This is a genomic window from Rhizobium sp. NZLR10 (genome assembly GCF_019685125.1).
Classification (GTDB): Bacteria; Pseudomonadota; Alphaproteobacteria; order Rhizobiales; family Rhizobiaceae; genus Rhizobium.
Genome location: NZ_JABDWE010000001.1, coordinates 106,996 through 122,018, shown reverse-complemented (window position 1 = coordinate 122,018; position 15,023 = coordinate 106,996). Strand labels below are relative to the sequence as shown.

16 protein-coding genes are annotated in these 15,023 nt (G+C 61.9%); 9 read left to right on the top strand and 7 right to left on the bottom strand.

Annotated elements, in window-relative coordinates:
* Positions 1 to 2 precede the first annotated feature (2 nt).
* The 7 genes from HJB82_RS00525 to HJB82_RS00495 all read right to left on the bottom strand — a co-directional run bounded on the left by HJB82_RS00525 (position 3) and on the right by HJB82_RS00495 (position 5,732).
* Complete coding sequence (locus HJB82_RS00525; protein WP_207585085.1) at positions 3 to 896, bottom strand: carbohydrate ABC transporter permease; 894 nt, start codon at positions 894 to 896, stop codon at positions 3 to 5.
* On the bottom strand, positions 889 to 1,827 hold the full coding sequence (locus HJB82_RS00520; RefSeq protein WP_221139402.1) for a carbohydrate ABC transporter permease: 939 nt from the start codon (positions 1,825 to 1,827) through the stop codon (positions 889 to 891). Before HJB82_RS00520 ends, HJB82_RS00525 begins: the two co-directional genes overlap by 8 nt.
* Positions 1,766 to 2,017 carry a hypothetical protein gene (locus HJB82_RS00515; RefSeq protein ID WP_207585207.1) on the bottom strand — a complete coding sequence of 84 codons (252 nt, stop codon included), beginning with the start codon at positions 2,015 to 2,017 and terminating at the stop codon, positions 1,766 to 1,768. The genes HJB82_RS00520 and HJB82_RS00515 overlap by 62 nt, the downstream gene beginning before the upstream one ends.
* A gap of 32 nt (positions 2,018 to 2,049) precedes the next feature.
* Positions 2,050 to 3,342, bottom strand: a complete 1,293-nt coding sequence (locus HJB82_RS00510; protein ID WP_207585087.1) for a sugar ABC transporter substrate-binding protein — start codon at positions 3,340 to 3,342, stop codon at positions 2,050 to 2,052.
* 35 nt (positions 3,343 to 3,377) lie between these two features.
* The gene (locus HJB82_RS00505; protein ID WP_221116840.1) at positions 3,378 to 4,382 is read right to left on the bottom strand and encodes a LacI family DNA-binding transcriptional regulator; all 1,005 of its coding nucleotides are present in this window, start codon (positions 4,380 to 4,382) and stop codon (positions 3,378 to 3,380) included.
* A gap of 153 nt (positions 4,383 to 4,535) precedes the next feature.
* A complete protein-coding gene (locus HJB82_RS00500) occupies positions 4,536 to 4,856 on the bottom strand; it encodes a hypothetical protein (RefSeq protein WP_207585089.1) in 321 nt (106 codons plus the stop codon).
* A 171-nt stretch (positions 4,857 to 5,027) separates the two neighbouring features.
* A complete protein-coding gene (locus HJB82_RS00495) occupies positions 5,028 to 5,732 on the bottom strand; it encodes a transcriptional regulator NanR (RefSeq protein ID WP_207585090.1) in 705 nt (234 codons plus the stop codon).
* 180 nt (positions 5,733 to 5,912) lie between these two features.
* Here HJB82_RS00495 and oiaX point away from each other — a divergent pair, with 180 nt between their 5' ends.
* The 9 genes from oiaX (at position 5,913) to HJB82_RS00450 (ending at position 15,022) form a co-directional block, all read left to right on the top strand.
* A complete protein-coding gene (oiaX, locus tag HJB82_RS00490) occupies positions 5,913 to 7,169 on the top strand; it encodes a 3-oxo-isoapionate-4-phosphate decarboxylase OiaX (protein ID WP_207585091.1) in 1,257 nt (418 codons plus the stop codon).
* Positions 7,170 to 7,174: 5 nt separating this feature from the next.
* Positions 7,175 to 8,509, top strand: a complete 1,335-nt coding sequence (locus HJB82_RS00485) for a four-carbon acid sugar kinase family protein (protein WP_221139566.1) — start codon at positions 7,175 to 7,177, stop codon at positions 8,507 to 8,509.
* Positions 8,509 to 9,270, top strand: a complete 762-nt coding sequence (locus HJB82_RS00480; RefSeq protein WP_221139401.1) for a triose-phosphate isomerase — start codon at positions 8,509 to 8,511, stop codon at positions 9,268 to 9,270. Before HJB82_RS00485 ends, HJB82_RS00480 begins: the two co-directional genes overlap by 1 nt.
* 34 nt (positions 9,271 to 9,304) lie before the next feature.
* Positions 9,305 to 9,751 (top strand): RpiB/LacA/LacB family sugar-phosphate isomerase, encoded by a 447-nt coding sequence (locus HJB82_RS00475; RefSeq protein WP_207585093.1) that lies wholly within the window; start codon positions 9,305 to 9,307, stop codon positions 9,749 to 9,751.
* A 79-nt stretch (positions 9,752 to 9,830) separates the two neighbouring features.
* Complete coding sequence (locus HJB82_RS00470; protein WP_221116845.1) at positions 9,831 to 10,658, top strand: phosphogluconate dehydrogenase C-terminal domain-containing protein; 828 nt, start codon at positions 9,831 to 9,833, stop codon at positions 10,656 to 10,658.
* Positions 10,659 to 10,755: 97 nt separating this feature from the next.
* The gene (locus tag HJB82_RS00465; RefSeq protein ID WP_221116846.1) at positions 10,756 to 11,697 is read left to right on the top strand and encodes a D-ribose ABC transporter substrate-binding protein; all 942 of its coding nucleotides are present in this window, start codon (positions 10,756 to 10,758) and stop codon (positions 11,695 to 11,697) included.
* 72 nt (positions 11,698 to 11,769) lie between these two features.
* Entirely contained in the window at positions 11,770 to 12,414 is a 645-nt protein-coding gene (locus HJB82_RS00460; RefSeq protein ID WP_221139400.1) for a DUF2291 family protein, read from the top strand.
* Complete coding sequence (locus tag HJB82_RS00455) at positions 12,411 to 13,961, top strand: sugar ABC transporter ATP-binding protein (protein WP_221116848.1); 1,551 nt, start codon at positions 12,411 to 12,413, stop codon at positions 13,959 to 13,961. Before HJB82_RS00460 ends, HJB82_RS00455 begins: the two co-directional genes overlap by 4 nt.
* Positions 13,958 to 15,022, top strand: coding sequence for an ABC transporter permease (locus tag HJB82_RS00450; RefSeq protein ID WP_221116849.1), 1,065 nt, complete (start codon positions 13,958 to 13,960; stop codon positions 15,020 to 15,022). The genes HJB82_RS00455 and HJB82_RS00450 overlap by 4 nt, the downstream gene beginning before the upstream one ends.
* The last annotated feature ends 1 nt before the right edge of the window (position 15,023 follow it).

The window sequence follows — 15,023 nt, the reverse complement described above, 5'->3', positions numbered from 1 at the left end:
ATTCAACCTTTCACGGCAGAGCCGATAAAGGAACTCACGAACCAGCGCTGGAATGCGAGGTAGAGCCCCAGGATCGGGATCATCATTAAAACGGAGGCTGCCATCGCACGATCCCAGTAGATGCTGTCCTGCCCGAAGAAGGTCGCGATGGCGACGGCGATCGGCCGGGCATAGTCCGTCTGCGTCACCAAGATCGGCCAGAGATACTGGTTCCAGGTCTCGATACCCATGAGGATCGACACGGTGGCGAGTGCAGGCAGGCTGAGCGGCAGGAAGATGGAACGATAGGCCCGGAAAAAAGATGCGCCATCCATCTCGGCGGCTTCCAGCAATTCCTTCGGCAGTTGCGCGAAGAACTGGTAGAGCAGGAAGATATAGAGGGGGCTGGCGATCCACGGCACGATCTGCACCGCGAAGGTATCGGACATTCCCGCCCGCGAGACCATGATAACGAGCGGCATGATGATGCTTTCCTGCGGGATCACATAGAGTGCGATCACGATCGACAGGATGACGGCGCGGCCCCTGAGCGATCCCCAGGCCAGGACAAACGCCGCCATCGAATTGACAATCAGGCCGGAACAGACCGTCGTGACCAGAATGATCAGCGAGTTGATGAGGTAGCGTCCGAAGGCGAGTTCACCCGAGAGGTGGCCGACCTCGGCATAGTTGTTAAGCGTGGGGTTCGAAACCCAGAAGGCCCGGAAGCTGCCCATATCGGCCAGAATTTGGAACCGGTCATCCTTGAGGCTTGCCACGACCAGGAGCAGCAATGGAGAGACGATCACCAATGCGATGATGAAAATGCACGTCGTCTGGATGATACGAAGAACCTTTACGGCGGAACGGGGCCGCGCTGTGCGGGCCTGCGGGATCGAGAGTGCGATATCAGACATCGAAGCGCCTCAGCAGCTGGCGCTGGATCAGCGCGATGACGAGAACGATCACGAACAATATGACCGAAACGGCGGATGCGTAGCCCATCTTCTGCTCTTCGAAGCCGGCGCGGACCATGTAGTGCACCACCGTTTCGGTGCTGCTTTTCGGTCCGCCCTGCGTGAGGATGGCGACCTGGGTATAGAGCTTGAACGCCTGGATGGTGGTGATCACCAGGACAAAGACATGGGTCGGCCGCAGGCCGGGCATGGTCACATGCCAGAAGCGCCGGAAAGCGTTCGCACCGTCGATCTTGGCGGCATCGTAGAGTTCGTCCGGAATGCCCTGGAGGCCGGCGAGATAGACGATCATCTGGAAGCCGTAGGCCTGCCAGGCCGAGAGCAGGACGAGCGAGAACATCGCCCATTGCGGATCGCCGAGCCAATCGATCGGCTGGATCGCTCCGCCTGAGAGAAAGCCGAGGATTTGGTTGAACGGCCCCGTGGGATATTGGAACAGGGTGCCCCAGATGACGCAGACCACGACCATCGAGGTGATCGCCGGCAGGAAGAACATGCCGCGCAGCAGATTGCGGAACGGCAGCTTTTGATGAAGCAGCAGCGCCGTCGCGAAAGCGAGGCCGCACTGCGCTGGAATGATCCAGAAGGTGAAGCGCGCGACGTTCCAAAGGGCGGTCCAGAAAAGATAGTCCTGGAAGATGCGGATGAAATTGTTGAACCAGACGAACCGGACGGGCGTCGGCCGCGGCACCAGAGGCTGGTTGGTCATTGCCGTCCAGAATGACAAGAGGAACGGCAGGATCAGAAAGAGGGTCAACAGGATCATGGCCGGCGCGAGCATGGCGGCTTCCTGCATCAGCCGTCCCTTGTTATGCCGGCGCGCCGGAGCCTTTCGGACGGATGTCGAAGATGTCGATTGTTGCATGACCATGCAACTCCTCCTTTCCAAGCCTAAAGCATGTCGCGCAAAAGTGAGCAGCGGCTTTGCCAGGCAAAGCGCTGAGCGCTTTTGCCGCAAACGACATGCGTAAAAACAAAGAGCTAAAGCGCGAGGAGCGAATCTGAAAGATCGCGACGCGCTTTAGATGCCGGTCGCGCCCTGCGATATCTGCCTGAGACATCGCAGGGGTTCGCCTATCGGCAGCGATCACGCTTATTGCCCGTCGCCGAATGGCGGATAGCCGTCATTGTCCTCGATATCCTGATCGATTTTCTTGGCGGCTGACGTCAGCGCCTCCTTGGGATCGCCGCCATTGAACACCTGGTCGACGGCCTGCATGAAGGCCGAGGTGATTGTGGGATAGGCAGGATGTGGCGGGCGGGCGACGGCCGTCTTCGATGCCTGCTCGAAGGCGATCGCCATCGGGCCGCCAGTGGCATAGAGCGGAGATTCGGCAGCGAAGCTCTTCAAGCCGGGATAGCCCGACTGGCTTGCGGCGAAGGTCCGGAACTCCTTGTCCTTCAGCAGGAAGCTGATGAACTTGCCTGATATCTCGGGATGTGTCGAGGTCTTGGTGACCGCCCAGATCCAGGTGCCATTCGGGCTCGCGCCCTTGGCGCCGAACTTTGGAAGCGGCAGCACGACGATGTTGTCCTTCATGGTCGCGGCGGCCTCCGCATAGACCCAGTGTCCGCCGAGCGCCAGCGCCGCCGGATTGCCTTCGGCAAAGAACTGGTTGGTTCCGGCCGACTGCGGCACGACCCAGCCGTTCTTGACCCATTTCTGCATCATGGCGAGAGCATCGACGCAGGCGTCGCTATCCAGCGTGCCCTCGGATTTCCAAGCCTTGCGGTCGATGAGATCGCAGCCGGCCGATTGCAGGATCGGGCCATAGGCATAGGTGATCCATTCGGTCTTGATGCCGTAGCCGCGGAAGGTATCGATCGGCCACTTCACGCCGTCGAGCTTGGAAAGCTTTTCGAGATAGGTTTCGAATTCTTCCCGAGTCCAGGCATCGTCGACGGATTTCGGGATGCGGGCGCCGATCGCTTCGAGATATTTCTTGTTGCCGTAAAGGACGACCGACGAGTCGGTCAGTCCGAGTGCATAGAGGTCCTTGTCGATCGGGTATGTGCCCTGGGCGATATTGGACTCCGTCATATCGTCGAGGAGGTCCTTGTCGATCAGCGGCTTGATGGGTTGAAGATAGCCCGACCAGACGTAATTGGCGAGGAACGGCGCATCGAGTTCCATGACGTCGGGCAGTTGTTTGGCCATGACGGCCGCGCTGAACTTCTCGTTATAGGCATCGTGCGGCGCATAGATGAACTGCACGTCGACATCGGGGTTGGCCGCCTCGAACCGCTCGGCGACCTTGCCATAGGCGGCGACAAAGCCGGGATCGCCCTGATGCATGACCTGGATTGTGGTTTTCTCGGCTGCCTGCGCCCATGGCGCGGTCAACGCCGAGGACAGGATCAGAGACCAAAGTAAACGTTTACCCATTAGAATTCCTCCTCAATTGGATGGCCTATCTCAATTTATACGGATGCCCGCTCCACCAGCTGGAACGGCAGTTTCTGCACCCCGACCGGGACCCGGTCTTCGGCAAGCAGGATTTGCGCCGCCTGGCGGCCCATGGCGCGGTGCGGCAGCGCCATGGTGGTCAGCGGCGGGTCGAGACGCGAGGCGATCTCGACCTGGTTGTCGAAACTCGCAATGGCGACATCGTCGGGAATGGCCGCGCCTGTCCGGTGCAGCGCGGCATAGACCTCCATGGCCACGCGGTCATTGCCGCACAGGATGGCATCGGGGCGCCGGGCGCCGCTCATCAGCTCATGCACATGTGTGGCCACGAGGCTGTGCGCCCGGTCGCTGTAGATCGCCTTGCTGACGGCAGGCAAGACGATGGCGCCGGCTCCGTCGATGCCCGCATGATCGAGCGCCTGTCGGAAGCCGAGTTCACGAAGGTCCCCGGCGAGCAGCCCCGGCAGATTGATGAAGGCGATATTGCGCCGGCCGGCATCGATCAGATAGTTGGTAATCTCGAGCGCCGCCCCCGTTTCATCCGGCACCAGCGAGGTCACGCGGTCGTTGGCATCACGGCAGTTGATCATGACTCCGACCGTGTCGGCAAATTCGGGCGGCAGGTCGACGCTCTTGTGATACATGGCGGCATAGGCAATCGCCCGCGGGCGAAAGCGGCGCATCTCGTCGAGGATCGACGCTACGCTGCGATGGCCGCCGAGCGTCATGGCGAAGACGGCCATGTCGGCGGCGCGCACGGCGCCATCGAGCCCCCTAATGATTTCGGTCGCGAAAGGCGAGGTGATCAAGTCGTCCGCGACCAGGCCGACAAGTGGCATCCAGCCTTGCCGCATGCTGCGTGCGGCGAAGTTGGTGACATATCCGAGCTCCGCGGCGATCTCCTTGATCCGCTGGCGGGTGTCTTCCGACATGCGCGCCGAGCCGCCATGCAATGCACCTGACACGGTCTTAACGGAGACACCTGCACGGGCGGCTATGTCATTGAGTGAGGCGGTCACGGGATCTCTTTTGGGTTATCGATTACCCAAATTGATATCGCGCGTTTTGCAGTAAGTCAAGTTATGATGGAATCGCTGACGCAAATGCCGCCTGCCGGGGGGTCGGCTCGCGCAATAACCCCGCCGAAGCGGGGTTTTTTGTGGTGAGGCCGATCAGTTGTTATGGGCCGCGCAGGCCTCATCCATCGGTGTGGCGTTGCTGGTGCCGCCCTGGGTCTGGAGATTGGCGGAGTTGTTGACCGGGTTGGGGCACTTGGTCTTGTCCATTTTCATCGTGCCGCCGGTCGTCGAATTGGTCATGGTGGAATCGGTTGCCATCGGCTTTTTAGTCTTCGGGTCGCTGGTTGCACCACCACCCTGATCGGCCTGGTTCTTGTCGATCGTGGCACCGGCCGGCGCCGGATTGGATTGGGCGAAGGCTGAAGTGGCCATGCCGAGGGCGAGAAGCGAAGCTGCTACGAGTTTCATACGCATGTGGTGTCCTCCTTGGGGATCTTTGCGTGCTTGGCCTATCCACAACCTCGCCGGCACAGCATTGTTCCGCTGCTGCGGATAAATGCACGCTACCGTTCGGAAGCCGGGCCGGCCGAGGGTTGAGCGTCAGCAGGAAGGTGGGCGGCGCACCGCTCACATACAGAGTTGAGGCTATTTCGCGTAAAGCGCGCGCGAGCGTTCGAGATGCTTGAGCAGCGCTATTTCCGAGCCGTCCACGTCATTGGCTTCAAGGCGGCCGACGATTTCGTCGTGTTCGGCGAGCGTGAACTTTTCCTTGCCGGTCCAGATCAGCATTTCGGTATGATATTCCTTCAGCCAGGCGAGCATGGCTTCGCTGACGGCGACGTAGATCGGGTTGCCTGAGATTTGGGCGATGCGGGTATGGAACTCCATATCGGCATCGATGAATTCTTCGGGCTGCCCGAGTGACCTGCGCTGGCGCTCGATGATCTCCCTGAGGTCGCCAATATCATTTGCCGAGGCGCGCTGCGCGGCCTCGCGCGCCATGCCGCGCTCGAAGAAGATGCGGGCGCTCTTCAGATGCTCCAGCGAGTCAGCCGATTGTGCCAGCATGATCTTGGCGGTGAGATCGACTTGGCGGAAGATCGACTTTGCCGTCAGCCTCAGAACCTTCGCCCGCTCGCCGTGCGAAATGTTGACGAGACCCTTGTTGGCAAGCGACTGCATGGCCTCGCGGATCGCCGGCCGGCCGACCCCAAAGCGCTCCATCAGCACCCGTTCGGAGGGCATTTCATCGCCGGGCTGAAGCTCGCCTGAGGTGATCAATCGCTCAAGTCGATCAAACACTTCGTCAGAGAGTTTGCGGCGGACGATCTGTTCGAGGGGCTGGGTCATAACATCTCGCTGGCTCAAAATGTCTCCTCCTAACAGTTTTCCGGACCAAGGACAAAGCTTGCGACTGGAAATTTGCACACTCAAAAAATTCGCTTTTCATTGGTTGGAATACTCATTATACCAGATCATGAGTTGACGCCATGGCAATCTGCATTGGCGAGAGGAGCAGCCGTCCGTTTCATGATGATTACCCTGACCTACCGCATCGAAACGGCCGGCAGCGTCGAGGCGATGGCGGACAAGATCGCCAGCGACCAGTCGACCGGAACCTTCGTGCCGGTCCCGGGCGAAACCGAGGAGCTGAAAGCGCGTGTCGCCGCCCGCGTGCTGGCCATCCGGCCGCTCGACGATGCGCGCCATCCGACCTGGCCTGAGGTCGCTGCCGGCACGCTGCTCCGACGCGCCGATGTCGACATCGGCTTTCCGCTGGAGGCGATCGGCACCGATCTCTCGGCCTTGATGACCATCGCGATCGGCGGCGTTTATTCGATCAAGGGCATGACCGGCATTCGCATCGTCGACATGAAGCTGCCCGACGCCTTCAAGAGCGCCCATCCCGGGCCGCAGTTCGGCATTCCTGGAAGCCGCCGCCTCACCGGCGTTGAAGGCCGGCCGATCATCGGAACGATCGTCAAGCCGGCGCTTGGGCTGAGGCCGCACGAGACGGCGGAACTCGTCGGCGAGCTGATTGCGTCAGGCGTCGACTTCATCAAGGACGACGAGAAGCTGATGAGCCCGGCCTACTCGCCGCTCAAGGACCGCGTCGCGGCGATCATGCCGCGCATTCTCGATCACGAGCAGAAGACCGGCAAAAAGGTCATGTATGCCTTCGGCATCTCGCATGCCGACCCCGACGAGATGATGCGCAACCACGACATCGTGGCTGCGGCCGGCGGTAATTGCGCCGTCGTCAACATCAACTCGATCGGCTTCGGCGGCATGAGCTTTCTACGCAAACGCTCGAGCCTGGTGCTGCACGCGCATCGAAACGGCTGGGACGTGCTGACCCGCGATCCGGGCGCCGGCTTGGATTTCAAGGTCTATCAGCAGTTCTGGCGGCTGCTCGGGGTCGATCAGTTTCAGATCAACGGCATCAGGGTCAAATACTGGGAGCCGGACGACAGCTTCGTCTCATCCTTCAAGGCGGTCAGCACGCCGCTGTTCGACGCCGCCGATTGCCCGCTTCCGGTCGCGGGCTCCGGCCAGTGGGGCGGACAGGCGCCGGAAACCTATCGCCGCACCGGCCGCACTGTCGATCTGCTCTATCTCTGCGGCGGCGGCATCGTCAGCCATCCCGGCGGCCCGGCTGCCGGCGTCCGGGCGGTGCAGCAGGCCTGGCAGGCGGCTGTCGCCGACATACCACTTGAGATCTACGCGAGAGATCATCCGGAGCTTGCCGCCTCGATTGCGAAATTCAGCGACGGCAAAGGCGCGTGACCGATATGGATCGACTTCTCGTCAGCTATTACGGGGATGATTTTACCGGCTCGACCGATGTCATGGAGGCGCTCGCCTCGAACGGTGTCGAGACGGCACTCTTCCTCGACATTCCGACGCCGGGATTGCTCGCTCGCTTCAAACACTGCCGGGCGATCGGCATTGCCGGAACGAGCCGCTCCGAGACGCCGGACTGGATGGAGGAGCACCTTGCGCCTGCTTTCGATTGGCTGAAATCGCTCGGCGCTGCCATCTGCCATTACAAGGTCTGCTCGACTTTCGATTCCAGCCCCGAGATCGGCAATATCGGCAAGGCGATCGAAATCGGCCGCACGATATTCGGGCAATCCATTGTGCCAGTTATCGTCGGCGCGCCGCAATTGAAGCGTTATACCGCCTTCGGCAATCTCTTCGCCGCTTATCAGGGCCGCGTCTTCCGCATCGACCGCCATCCCGTCATGAGCCGCCACCCGGTCACGCCGATGGACGAGGCGGACCTTACGGTCCACCTGTCGAAGCAGACCTCCCTCCCCGTCCTGCTTGCCGATCTTGTCACGATCACCGCGGCGGACGCCGATCAACGGATAGACGCGCTAGCGTCGAGCCCGGACGGGATCCTGCTCCTCGATGTCGACTCCGAGGCAACACAGATCGCGGCAGGCGGGCAGATGCTGCGTGTCACCAGCCGCTCGGCAAGCTTTGTCGCCGGCTCCTCGGGGGTCGAATATGCCCTGCTCAGCGCATGGCGGCGGGCCGGCTTGATCGGCGCGAGCAGCGGCGAATTTCCCGATGTCGGCCCCGTCGACCGCCTCGCCGTCGTCTCGGGTAGCGTCTCGCCGACGACCGAGCGGCAAATCCGCACCGCTGTCGAGAACGGCTTCGAAAGCATTGCGCTCGATCCGCTGACGCTGGTCTCGAATGGCGAAGGCGCCGTGGATGGAGCGATACAGGCAGGCATTCAAAAGCTGAAAGAAGGCAAGAGCGTCATCCTCTACACGGCTCTCGGCCCCTCCGCGGACCGCGGCGCCGATATCGACCGGCTGCCTGGCGCGCGTCACCGGCTGGGAAGCGCGCTTGGCACAATCCTCTGCCGGTTGGTCGAGGCGGAAGGGCTGTCGCGTGCGGTCGTCGCCGGCGGCGACACCTCCAGTCACGCACTCCGGCAATTGAAGATCGACGCGCTGACGACGCTTCTGCCGCTTCCCCAGACGCCGGGGTCGCCGCTGTGCCTCGCCCATGGCGACTTTCCGCCGACCAACGGCCTGCAGATTGCGCTCAAAGGCGGCCAGGTCGGGACGGACGGCTATTTCGCGCAGATCCGCGACGGAAGGAAAAGCTGATGGTCGTCTGGGTCGGCACCAGTTTCAAGATGAACAAGACCGTTGAGGAAGCGCTCGCTTTCGCGCGCCACCTCGCCCAGGCAGACAGCGAACGCGACATCCGCGTGCAGCGCTTCGTCATTCCCGCCTTTACCGCGATGCGCGAGGTCAAGCGTGTGCTGGCCGAGACATCGGTCAAGGTCGGCGCCCAGAACATGCACTGGGAAGACGCCGGCGCCTGGACCGGCGAGATTTCGCCTCTGATGCTGAAGGACTGCCAGCTCGATATCGTCGAACTCGGTCATTCCGAGCGGCGCGAGCATTTCGGCGAGACCGACGAAACCGTCGGCCTCAAGGTTTCCGCCGCGATCCGCCATGGCCTGACGCCGCTGATCTGCATCGGCGAGACGTTGCAGGAGCGCCGGGAGGGTCGGGCCGACGCGGTTTTACGGCGGCAGGTCGAGGCCGCCTTGAGGGGCGTCGACGCCGGGGCCGAGGCTCCGGTCCTGCTTGCCTATGAGCCGGTCTGGGCGATCGGCGCCAAGGGTATGCCGGCGACCGCCGACTACGCGTCGGAGCGACACGGAAAGATCGCCGAGGTGGCGAAGTCCATTGTTGGACGTGCGGTGCCGGTTCTCTACGGCGGCAGCGTCAATCCGGAAAATTGCGAGGAACTGATCACCGAGGCGCATATCGACGGCCTGTTCATCGGCCGCTCCGCCTGGGGCGTCGACGGTTACCTCGACATTCTTCGCCGCGTCAGCGCGGCGATCGAAAGGTGATTTCCATGCCCGAGGGCGATGAAAGGAAACTGCTATGAAGATTGCAATTGGCGCCGACAGCGCCGGCAAACCGCTCCTGGATGTTATTGCCGCCCATCTCGCCGGCAAGGCGGATCTCGAAGTTCACGATCTCAGTCAGGCCGGCTTCTACGCCGATCTCTCCCAGCGTCTCGCGCAGACGATTGTCGACGGCGAACATCAGCGCGGCATCCTGTTCTGCGGCACCGGCATCGGTGTGTGCATTTCCGCAAACAAGGTGCCGGGCATCCGCGCCGCGCTGACGCACGATACCTATTCGGCGGAACGCGCGGCCAAATCGAACAACGCCCAGATCATCACGATGGGGGCGCGCGTCATCGGGCCGGAACTGGCGAAATCGATCGTCGACGTCTGGCTTGCATCCGAATTCGACCCTGACGGCCCATCGGCAGGCAACGTTGAGGCGATCGACCGGCTCGACGCCGAAAAACATGGGTCTTGAACAACTAAAGTAGTGATATGGTGATTGACTCATCATACCAGCTTATGATCCTATCCAGAACTGAAAAAGTGAGGAAAACATGACCAAGATTGCTCTCTTCGGCGCCGGCGGCAAAATGGGATACCGGCTTGCCAAAAATCTCAAAGGCTCACGCTTCCAGGTGCGCCATGTCGAGGTGAGCGACGCGGGCAAGGCGCGTTTGAAGAACGATCTCGGTCTCGATTGTCTGCCTGTCGAGGCCGCGCTCGACGGCGCTGATGTTGTCATCCTCGCCGTACCGGATACGGCGATCGGCAAGGTCGCAGCCGGCATCGTCGACAAGCTCGCACCCGGCACGATGGTGGTTGCGCTCGATGCCGCCGCTCCCTTTGCCGGCCACCTGCCGAAGCGCGACGACCTAACCTATTTCGTCACCCATCCCTGCCATCCGCCGATCTTCAACGACGAGACGGATATGCAGGCCAAGAAGGACCATTTCGGCGGCCTGTTCGCCAAGCAGCACATCGTCTCAGCGCTGATGCAGGGGCCCGACAGCGCCTATGCACTCGGCGAGGAAATTGCCAAGCTCATCTGGGCGCCGGTCATGCGCTCGCACCGGGTTACTGTCGACCAGCTCGCCATGCTCGAACCCGGCCTTTCCGAAACCGTCTGCGCATCGCTGCTCGTCGTCATGCGCCAGGCCATGGACGAATGCGTGGCGCGCGGCGTGCCTGAACAAGCGGCCCGCGACTTTCTGCTCGGCCATATGAACGTGCTCGGCGCGGTCATCTTCAAGGAGGTCGACGGCGTGTTCTCGGACGCCTGCAACAAGGCGATCGAGTTCGGCATTCCGGCGCTGATGCGCGACGACTGGAAGAAAGTGTTCGAACCGCAGGAGATCGCCGAGAGCATCCGGCGCATCACCTGAACCGGCCCGGGGAGGCAAGTCCCTCCCCCTCTACCGCCCCGGAGACGGGGCAACCGCTCCGGGGAGAACGGGGCTTCATTCACAACGGGAGGAAAAAATGAAACTGACGCGCAGACTAACACTTGCAGCCTTTGCCGGCGCACTGGCGCTCGGAACTGCCATGCCGGCCTTTGCGGCCGACCTCATCGCCATCATCACGCCGGCACATGACAATCCCTTCTTCAAGGCCGAAGCCGTCGGCGCCGAAGCCAAGGCGAAGGAACTCGGCTACGAGACCCTCGTCATGACCCATGACGACGACGCCAACAAGCAGTCGGAAATGATCGATACGGCGATCGGGCGCGGCGCCAAGGCGATCATCCTCGACAATGCCGGCGCGGACGCTTCCGTCGCCGCCGTCAAGAAGGCGAAGGATGCCGGCATCCCCTCTTTCCTGATCGACCGCGAAATCAATGCGACCGGCGTTGCCGTCGCCCAGATCGTCTCGAACAACTATCAGGGCGCCCAGCTCGGGGCGCAGGAATTCGTCAAGCTGATGGGCGAGAAGGGCAATTACGTCGAGCTGGTGGGCAAGGAGTCCGACACCAATGCCGGCATCCGCTCACAGGGCTATCACGACGTCATCGACGATTATCCGGAGCTGAAGTCCGTCGCCAAGCAGTCGGCCAACTGGAGCCAGACGGAAGCCTATTCGAAGATGGAAACCATCCTCCAGGCCAACCCCGATATCAAGGGCGTCATCTCCGGCAACGACACCATGGCCATGGGCGCGATCGCAGCCCTTCAGGCAGCCGGCCGCAAGGACGTGATCGTCGTCGGCTTCGATGGCTCCAACGACGTGCGCGACTCCATCAAGTCGGGTGGCATCAAGGCGACCGTGCTGCAGCCCGCCTATGCGCAGGCCCAGTTGGCGGTGGAACAGGCGGACGCCTACATCAAGAACAAGACGACGCCGAAGGAAGAGAAGCAGCTGATGGATTGCGTTCTCGTCAATGCCGACAATGCCGGCAAGCTCGAGACCTTCGCCCTGACGAACTGATCAGCGCCAATTGCGGAGGGTGCAGCGTTGCGCCCTCCGCAATGCATTTTGCAAGACGTCGAGGTTCATCGCATGTTGAGAATGAAGGGCGCCCTGCTGGCCGCCGTCGTGGCGGCGGCCTTGCCCGGCTGCAAGATCATCAAGACGCCGACTGCAGAGGAGAAGGCCGCGGAAGCGGCCAAGACCGCTTTCGACCCGAATGCCAAGGTCGAGGCGATCTGGCAGCCTGACGTCGTGCCGTATTTCGAAAAGCGCGCCGGCGAGCTGAAGGACGTCATGCAGCTTGCCGCCTCCAACCCGGATGCCGCCGGCGAGAAATACGGCAATACTCGCAAGCAGAGCAGCTCGCCCTGGACCTATGCGGTGAAGATCACCGGCACGGTCGTTGCGGCCGACACGGCGTCGCGCGCGGCAACGCTTGATCTCGACGCCGATGGCGACGGCAAGGCCGATGCCAAGGTGCAGATCGGGCCGGCGCTGCGCGGCACCGCACTGCGCGACACGCTGGACTTCGTCAATTTCAATGAATTCAAGAACCAGATCGAATGGGCGCAGTTCGGCAAGGCGTTCAACGAGAAGGCTAATACCGCTGTTCTCTCCGCCGTTCCGCGCGACGGCCTGGCCGGCAAGACGGTGACGGTGATCGGCGCCTTTCCGCTGCCGAAAAGCGGCGAGCTTCCGCTCGTGACACCTTCGGAACTGAAGGTGGGCTCATGACAGCGGCAGAGGCACAAGAGGACGACATCATCCTGCGCCTCGACGATGTGTCGAAGGTCTATTCGGGCATCGTCGCCGTCAAGCGCGCCAATCTGGAGCTGCGCCGCGGCGCGGTGAACGTTCTGGTTGGCGAAAATGGCGCCGGCAAATCGACGCTGATGAAAATCATCGCCGGCGTCGAGCGCCCGACGCTCGGCCGCATCATCCTGGATGGCAAGCCCATATCCTTCGACAGTCCGGCCGACGCGCAGGCCAATGGCATCGGCATGATCTTCCAGGAGCTCAATCTCTTCGCCAACATGTCGGTGGCCGAAAACATTTTCACAAGGCGCGAGATCACCCGCGGCCTGCTCGGCATCGATCACAAGGCGCAGGTCGAAAAGGCCAATGAATTTCTGCGGCGTCTCGATGCCGGCATCGAGGCGGATACGATGGTCGAGGATCTGCCGATCGGCCAGCAGCAACTCGTCGAGATCGCCAAGGCGATGTCGCTCGATGCCCGCATCCTGATCATGGACGAGCCGACCTCCGCGCTTTCGGCGGCGGAAGTCGAAATCCTGTTCAAGGTGATCGCCGAGCTGAAAGCCCAGGGTGTGGCGATCGTCTATATCTCGCACCGACTGGAAGAGCTGATGCGGATCGGCGACTACATCACGGTGCTGCGCGACGGCCAGATCACCGGCCATGCCATGGTGCGCGATATCGACACGCGCTGGATCGTGCGCTCGATGATCGGCTCGGACGCCAAGGATTTTGCAAAATCCGTCGAGCATGCCGTCGGGGCTGAGGTCTTTCGCGCCGAAAACATCAGCCTGGCGAGGCCGACCGGCGGGCTTGCCGTCAACGATGTCTCCCTGTCGGTCAAGGCAGGCGAGATCCTCGGCATCTACGGCCTGATGGGCGCCGGGCGCAGCGAATTCTTCGAATGCGTGATCGGGCGCCATACGCATTCGACCGGCAGGATCTTCATCGACGGCAAGGAAGTGCGCGCCCGCGACACCACGCGGCGCATCCGCCGCGGCCTTGCTCTGATCCCGGAAGACCGGCAGCGGGAGGGATTGGTGCAGGTGCTCTCCATCGCCTCCAACCTGACGCTTGCAAGCCTTTCGCGCTTCACCCGGCTCTTCCATATCGACAGCGGCGCGGAAAAGAACGCCATTCAGGAGGCGATCCGCGATCTCTCGATCAAGGCGCCCAATCCAGATTTCGAGATCACCTCGATGTCCGGCGGCAACCAGCAGAAGGTCGTCATCGGTAAGGCACTGATGACCAATCCGAAGGTGCTTCTGATGGACGAGCCGAGCCGCGGCATCGACGTCGGCGCCAAGGCAGACGTCTTCCGCACCATGCGCCGGCTGGCGGCAAACGGGCTCGCCATTCTGTTTTCGACCTCCGACCTCGAAGAGGTCATGGCGCTTTCCGATCGCATCGCGGTCTTGAGCAACGGCCAACTGGTCGCTGTCTTCGACAGGGATGAGGCGACTGAGGAAGCGATCATCGCGGCTTCGGCCAAGGGACACGGACATCAAGGGAAACTCGCGTCATGATGGCGGCTACATCTACCACTCTTGCGCCAAAAGGCGCCAACGGCTCCGTGCTTCTGACATTGATGAAGCTCAGGACCTTCATCGCGCTTTTCGCCGTCATCATCTTCTTTGCGATCTTCGCGCCGAACTTCACCTCGACAGCGAACATGATCCTGATGTCGAAACATGTGGCGCTGAACGCCTTCCTGGCGATGGGCATGACCTTCGTCATCATCACCGGCGGCATCGACCTCTCCGTCGGGTCGATCGTCGGGCTGTGCGGCATGGTTGCCGGCGGCCTGATCCTCTACGGCATCGAACTGCCAATCGGCTACACCATCTATTTCAACCTCTTCGAGATCGTGCTGATCACGCTGTCGATCGGCCTTATCATCGGTCTGATCAACGGCCTCTTGATCACCAAGCTTAACGTTGCGCCATTCATCGCGACACTCGGCACGCTCTATATCGCCCGCGGCCTGGCGCTGTTGTCGTCGGATGGTCAGACCTTTCCGAACCTCGTCGGCCGGCCGGAATATGCCACGACCGGCTTCGACTTCTTCGGCGCGGGACGCATTCTCGGCCTGCCGGTCTCGATCTGGATCCTGATCGTGCTGGCGCTTGTGGCCGCCTATGTCGCCCGCTCGACGCCGATCGGCCGCCACATCTTTGCCGTCGGCGGCAATGAGCGAGCCGCGCGCATGTCCGGTATCCGCGTCGATGTCGTGAAGATCTTCGTCTACATGTTCTCCGGTCTTTGCGCCGCCATCGTCGGCGTCGTCATCTCCTCGGAACTGATGGCCGCCCATCCGGCCACGGGCGAGAGCTTCGAGCTCAATGCGATCGCGGCAGCCGTGCTCGGCGGCACCTCGATGTCGGGCGGCCGCGGCACGATCGGCGGAACGATCATCGGCGCCTTCGTCATCGGCATCCTTTCCGACGGGCTCGTCATGATGGGCGTTTCCTCCTTCTGGCAAATGGTCATCAAGGGCCTCGTCATCATCATCGCCGTGGTCGTCGACCAGGCGCAGCGCCGCCTGCAGCAGCGCGTCACCCTCATGCAGATGGCAAGGGCAGGTTGAG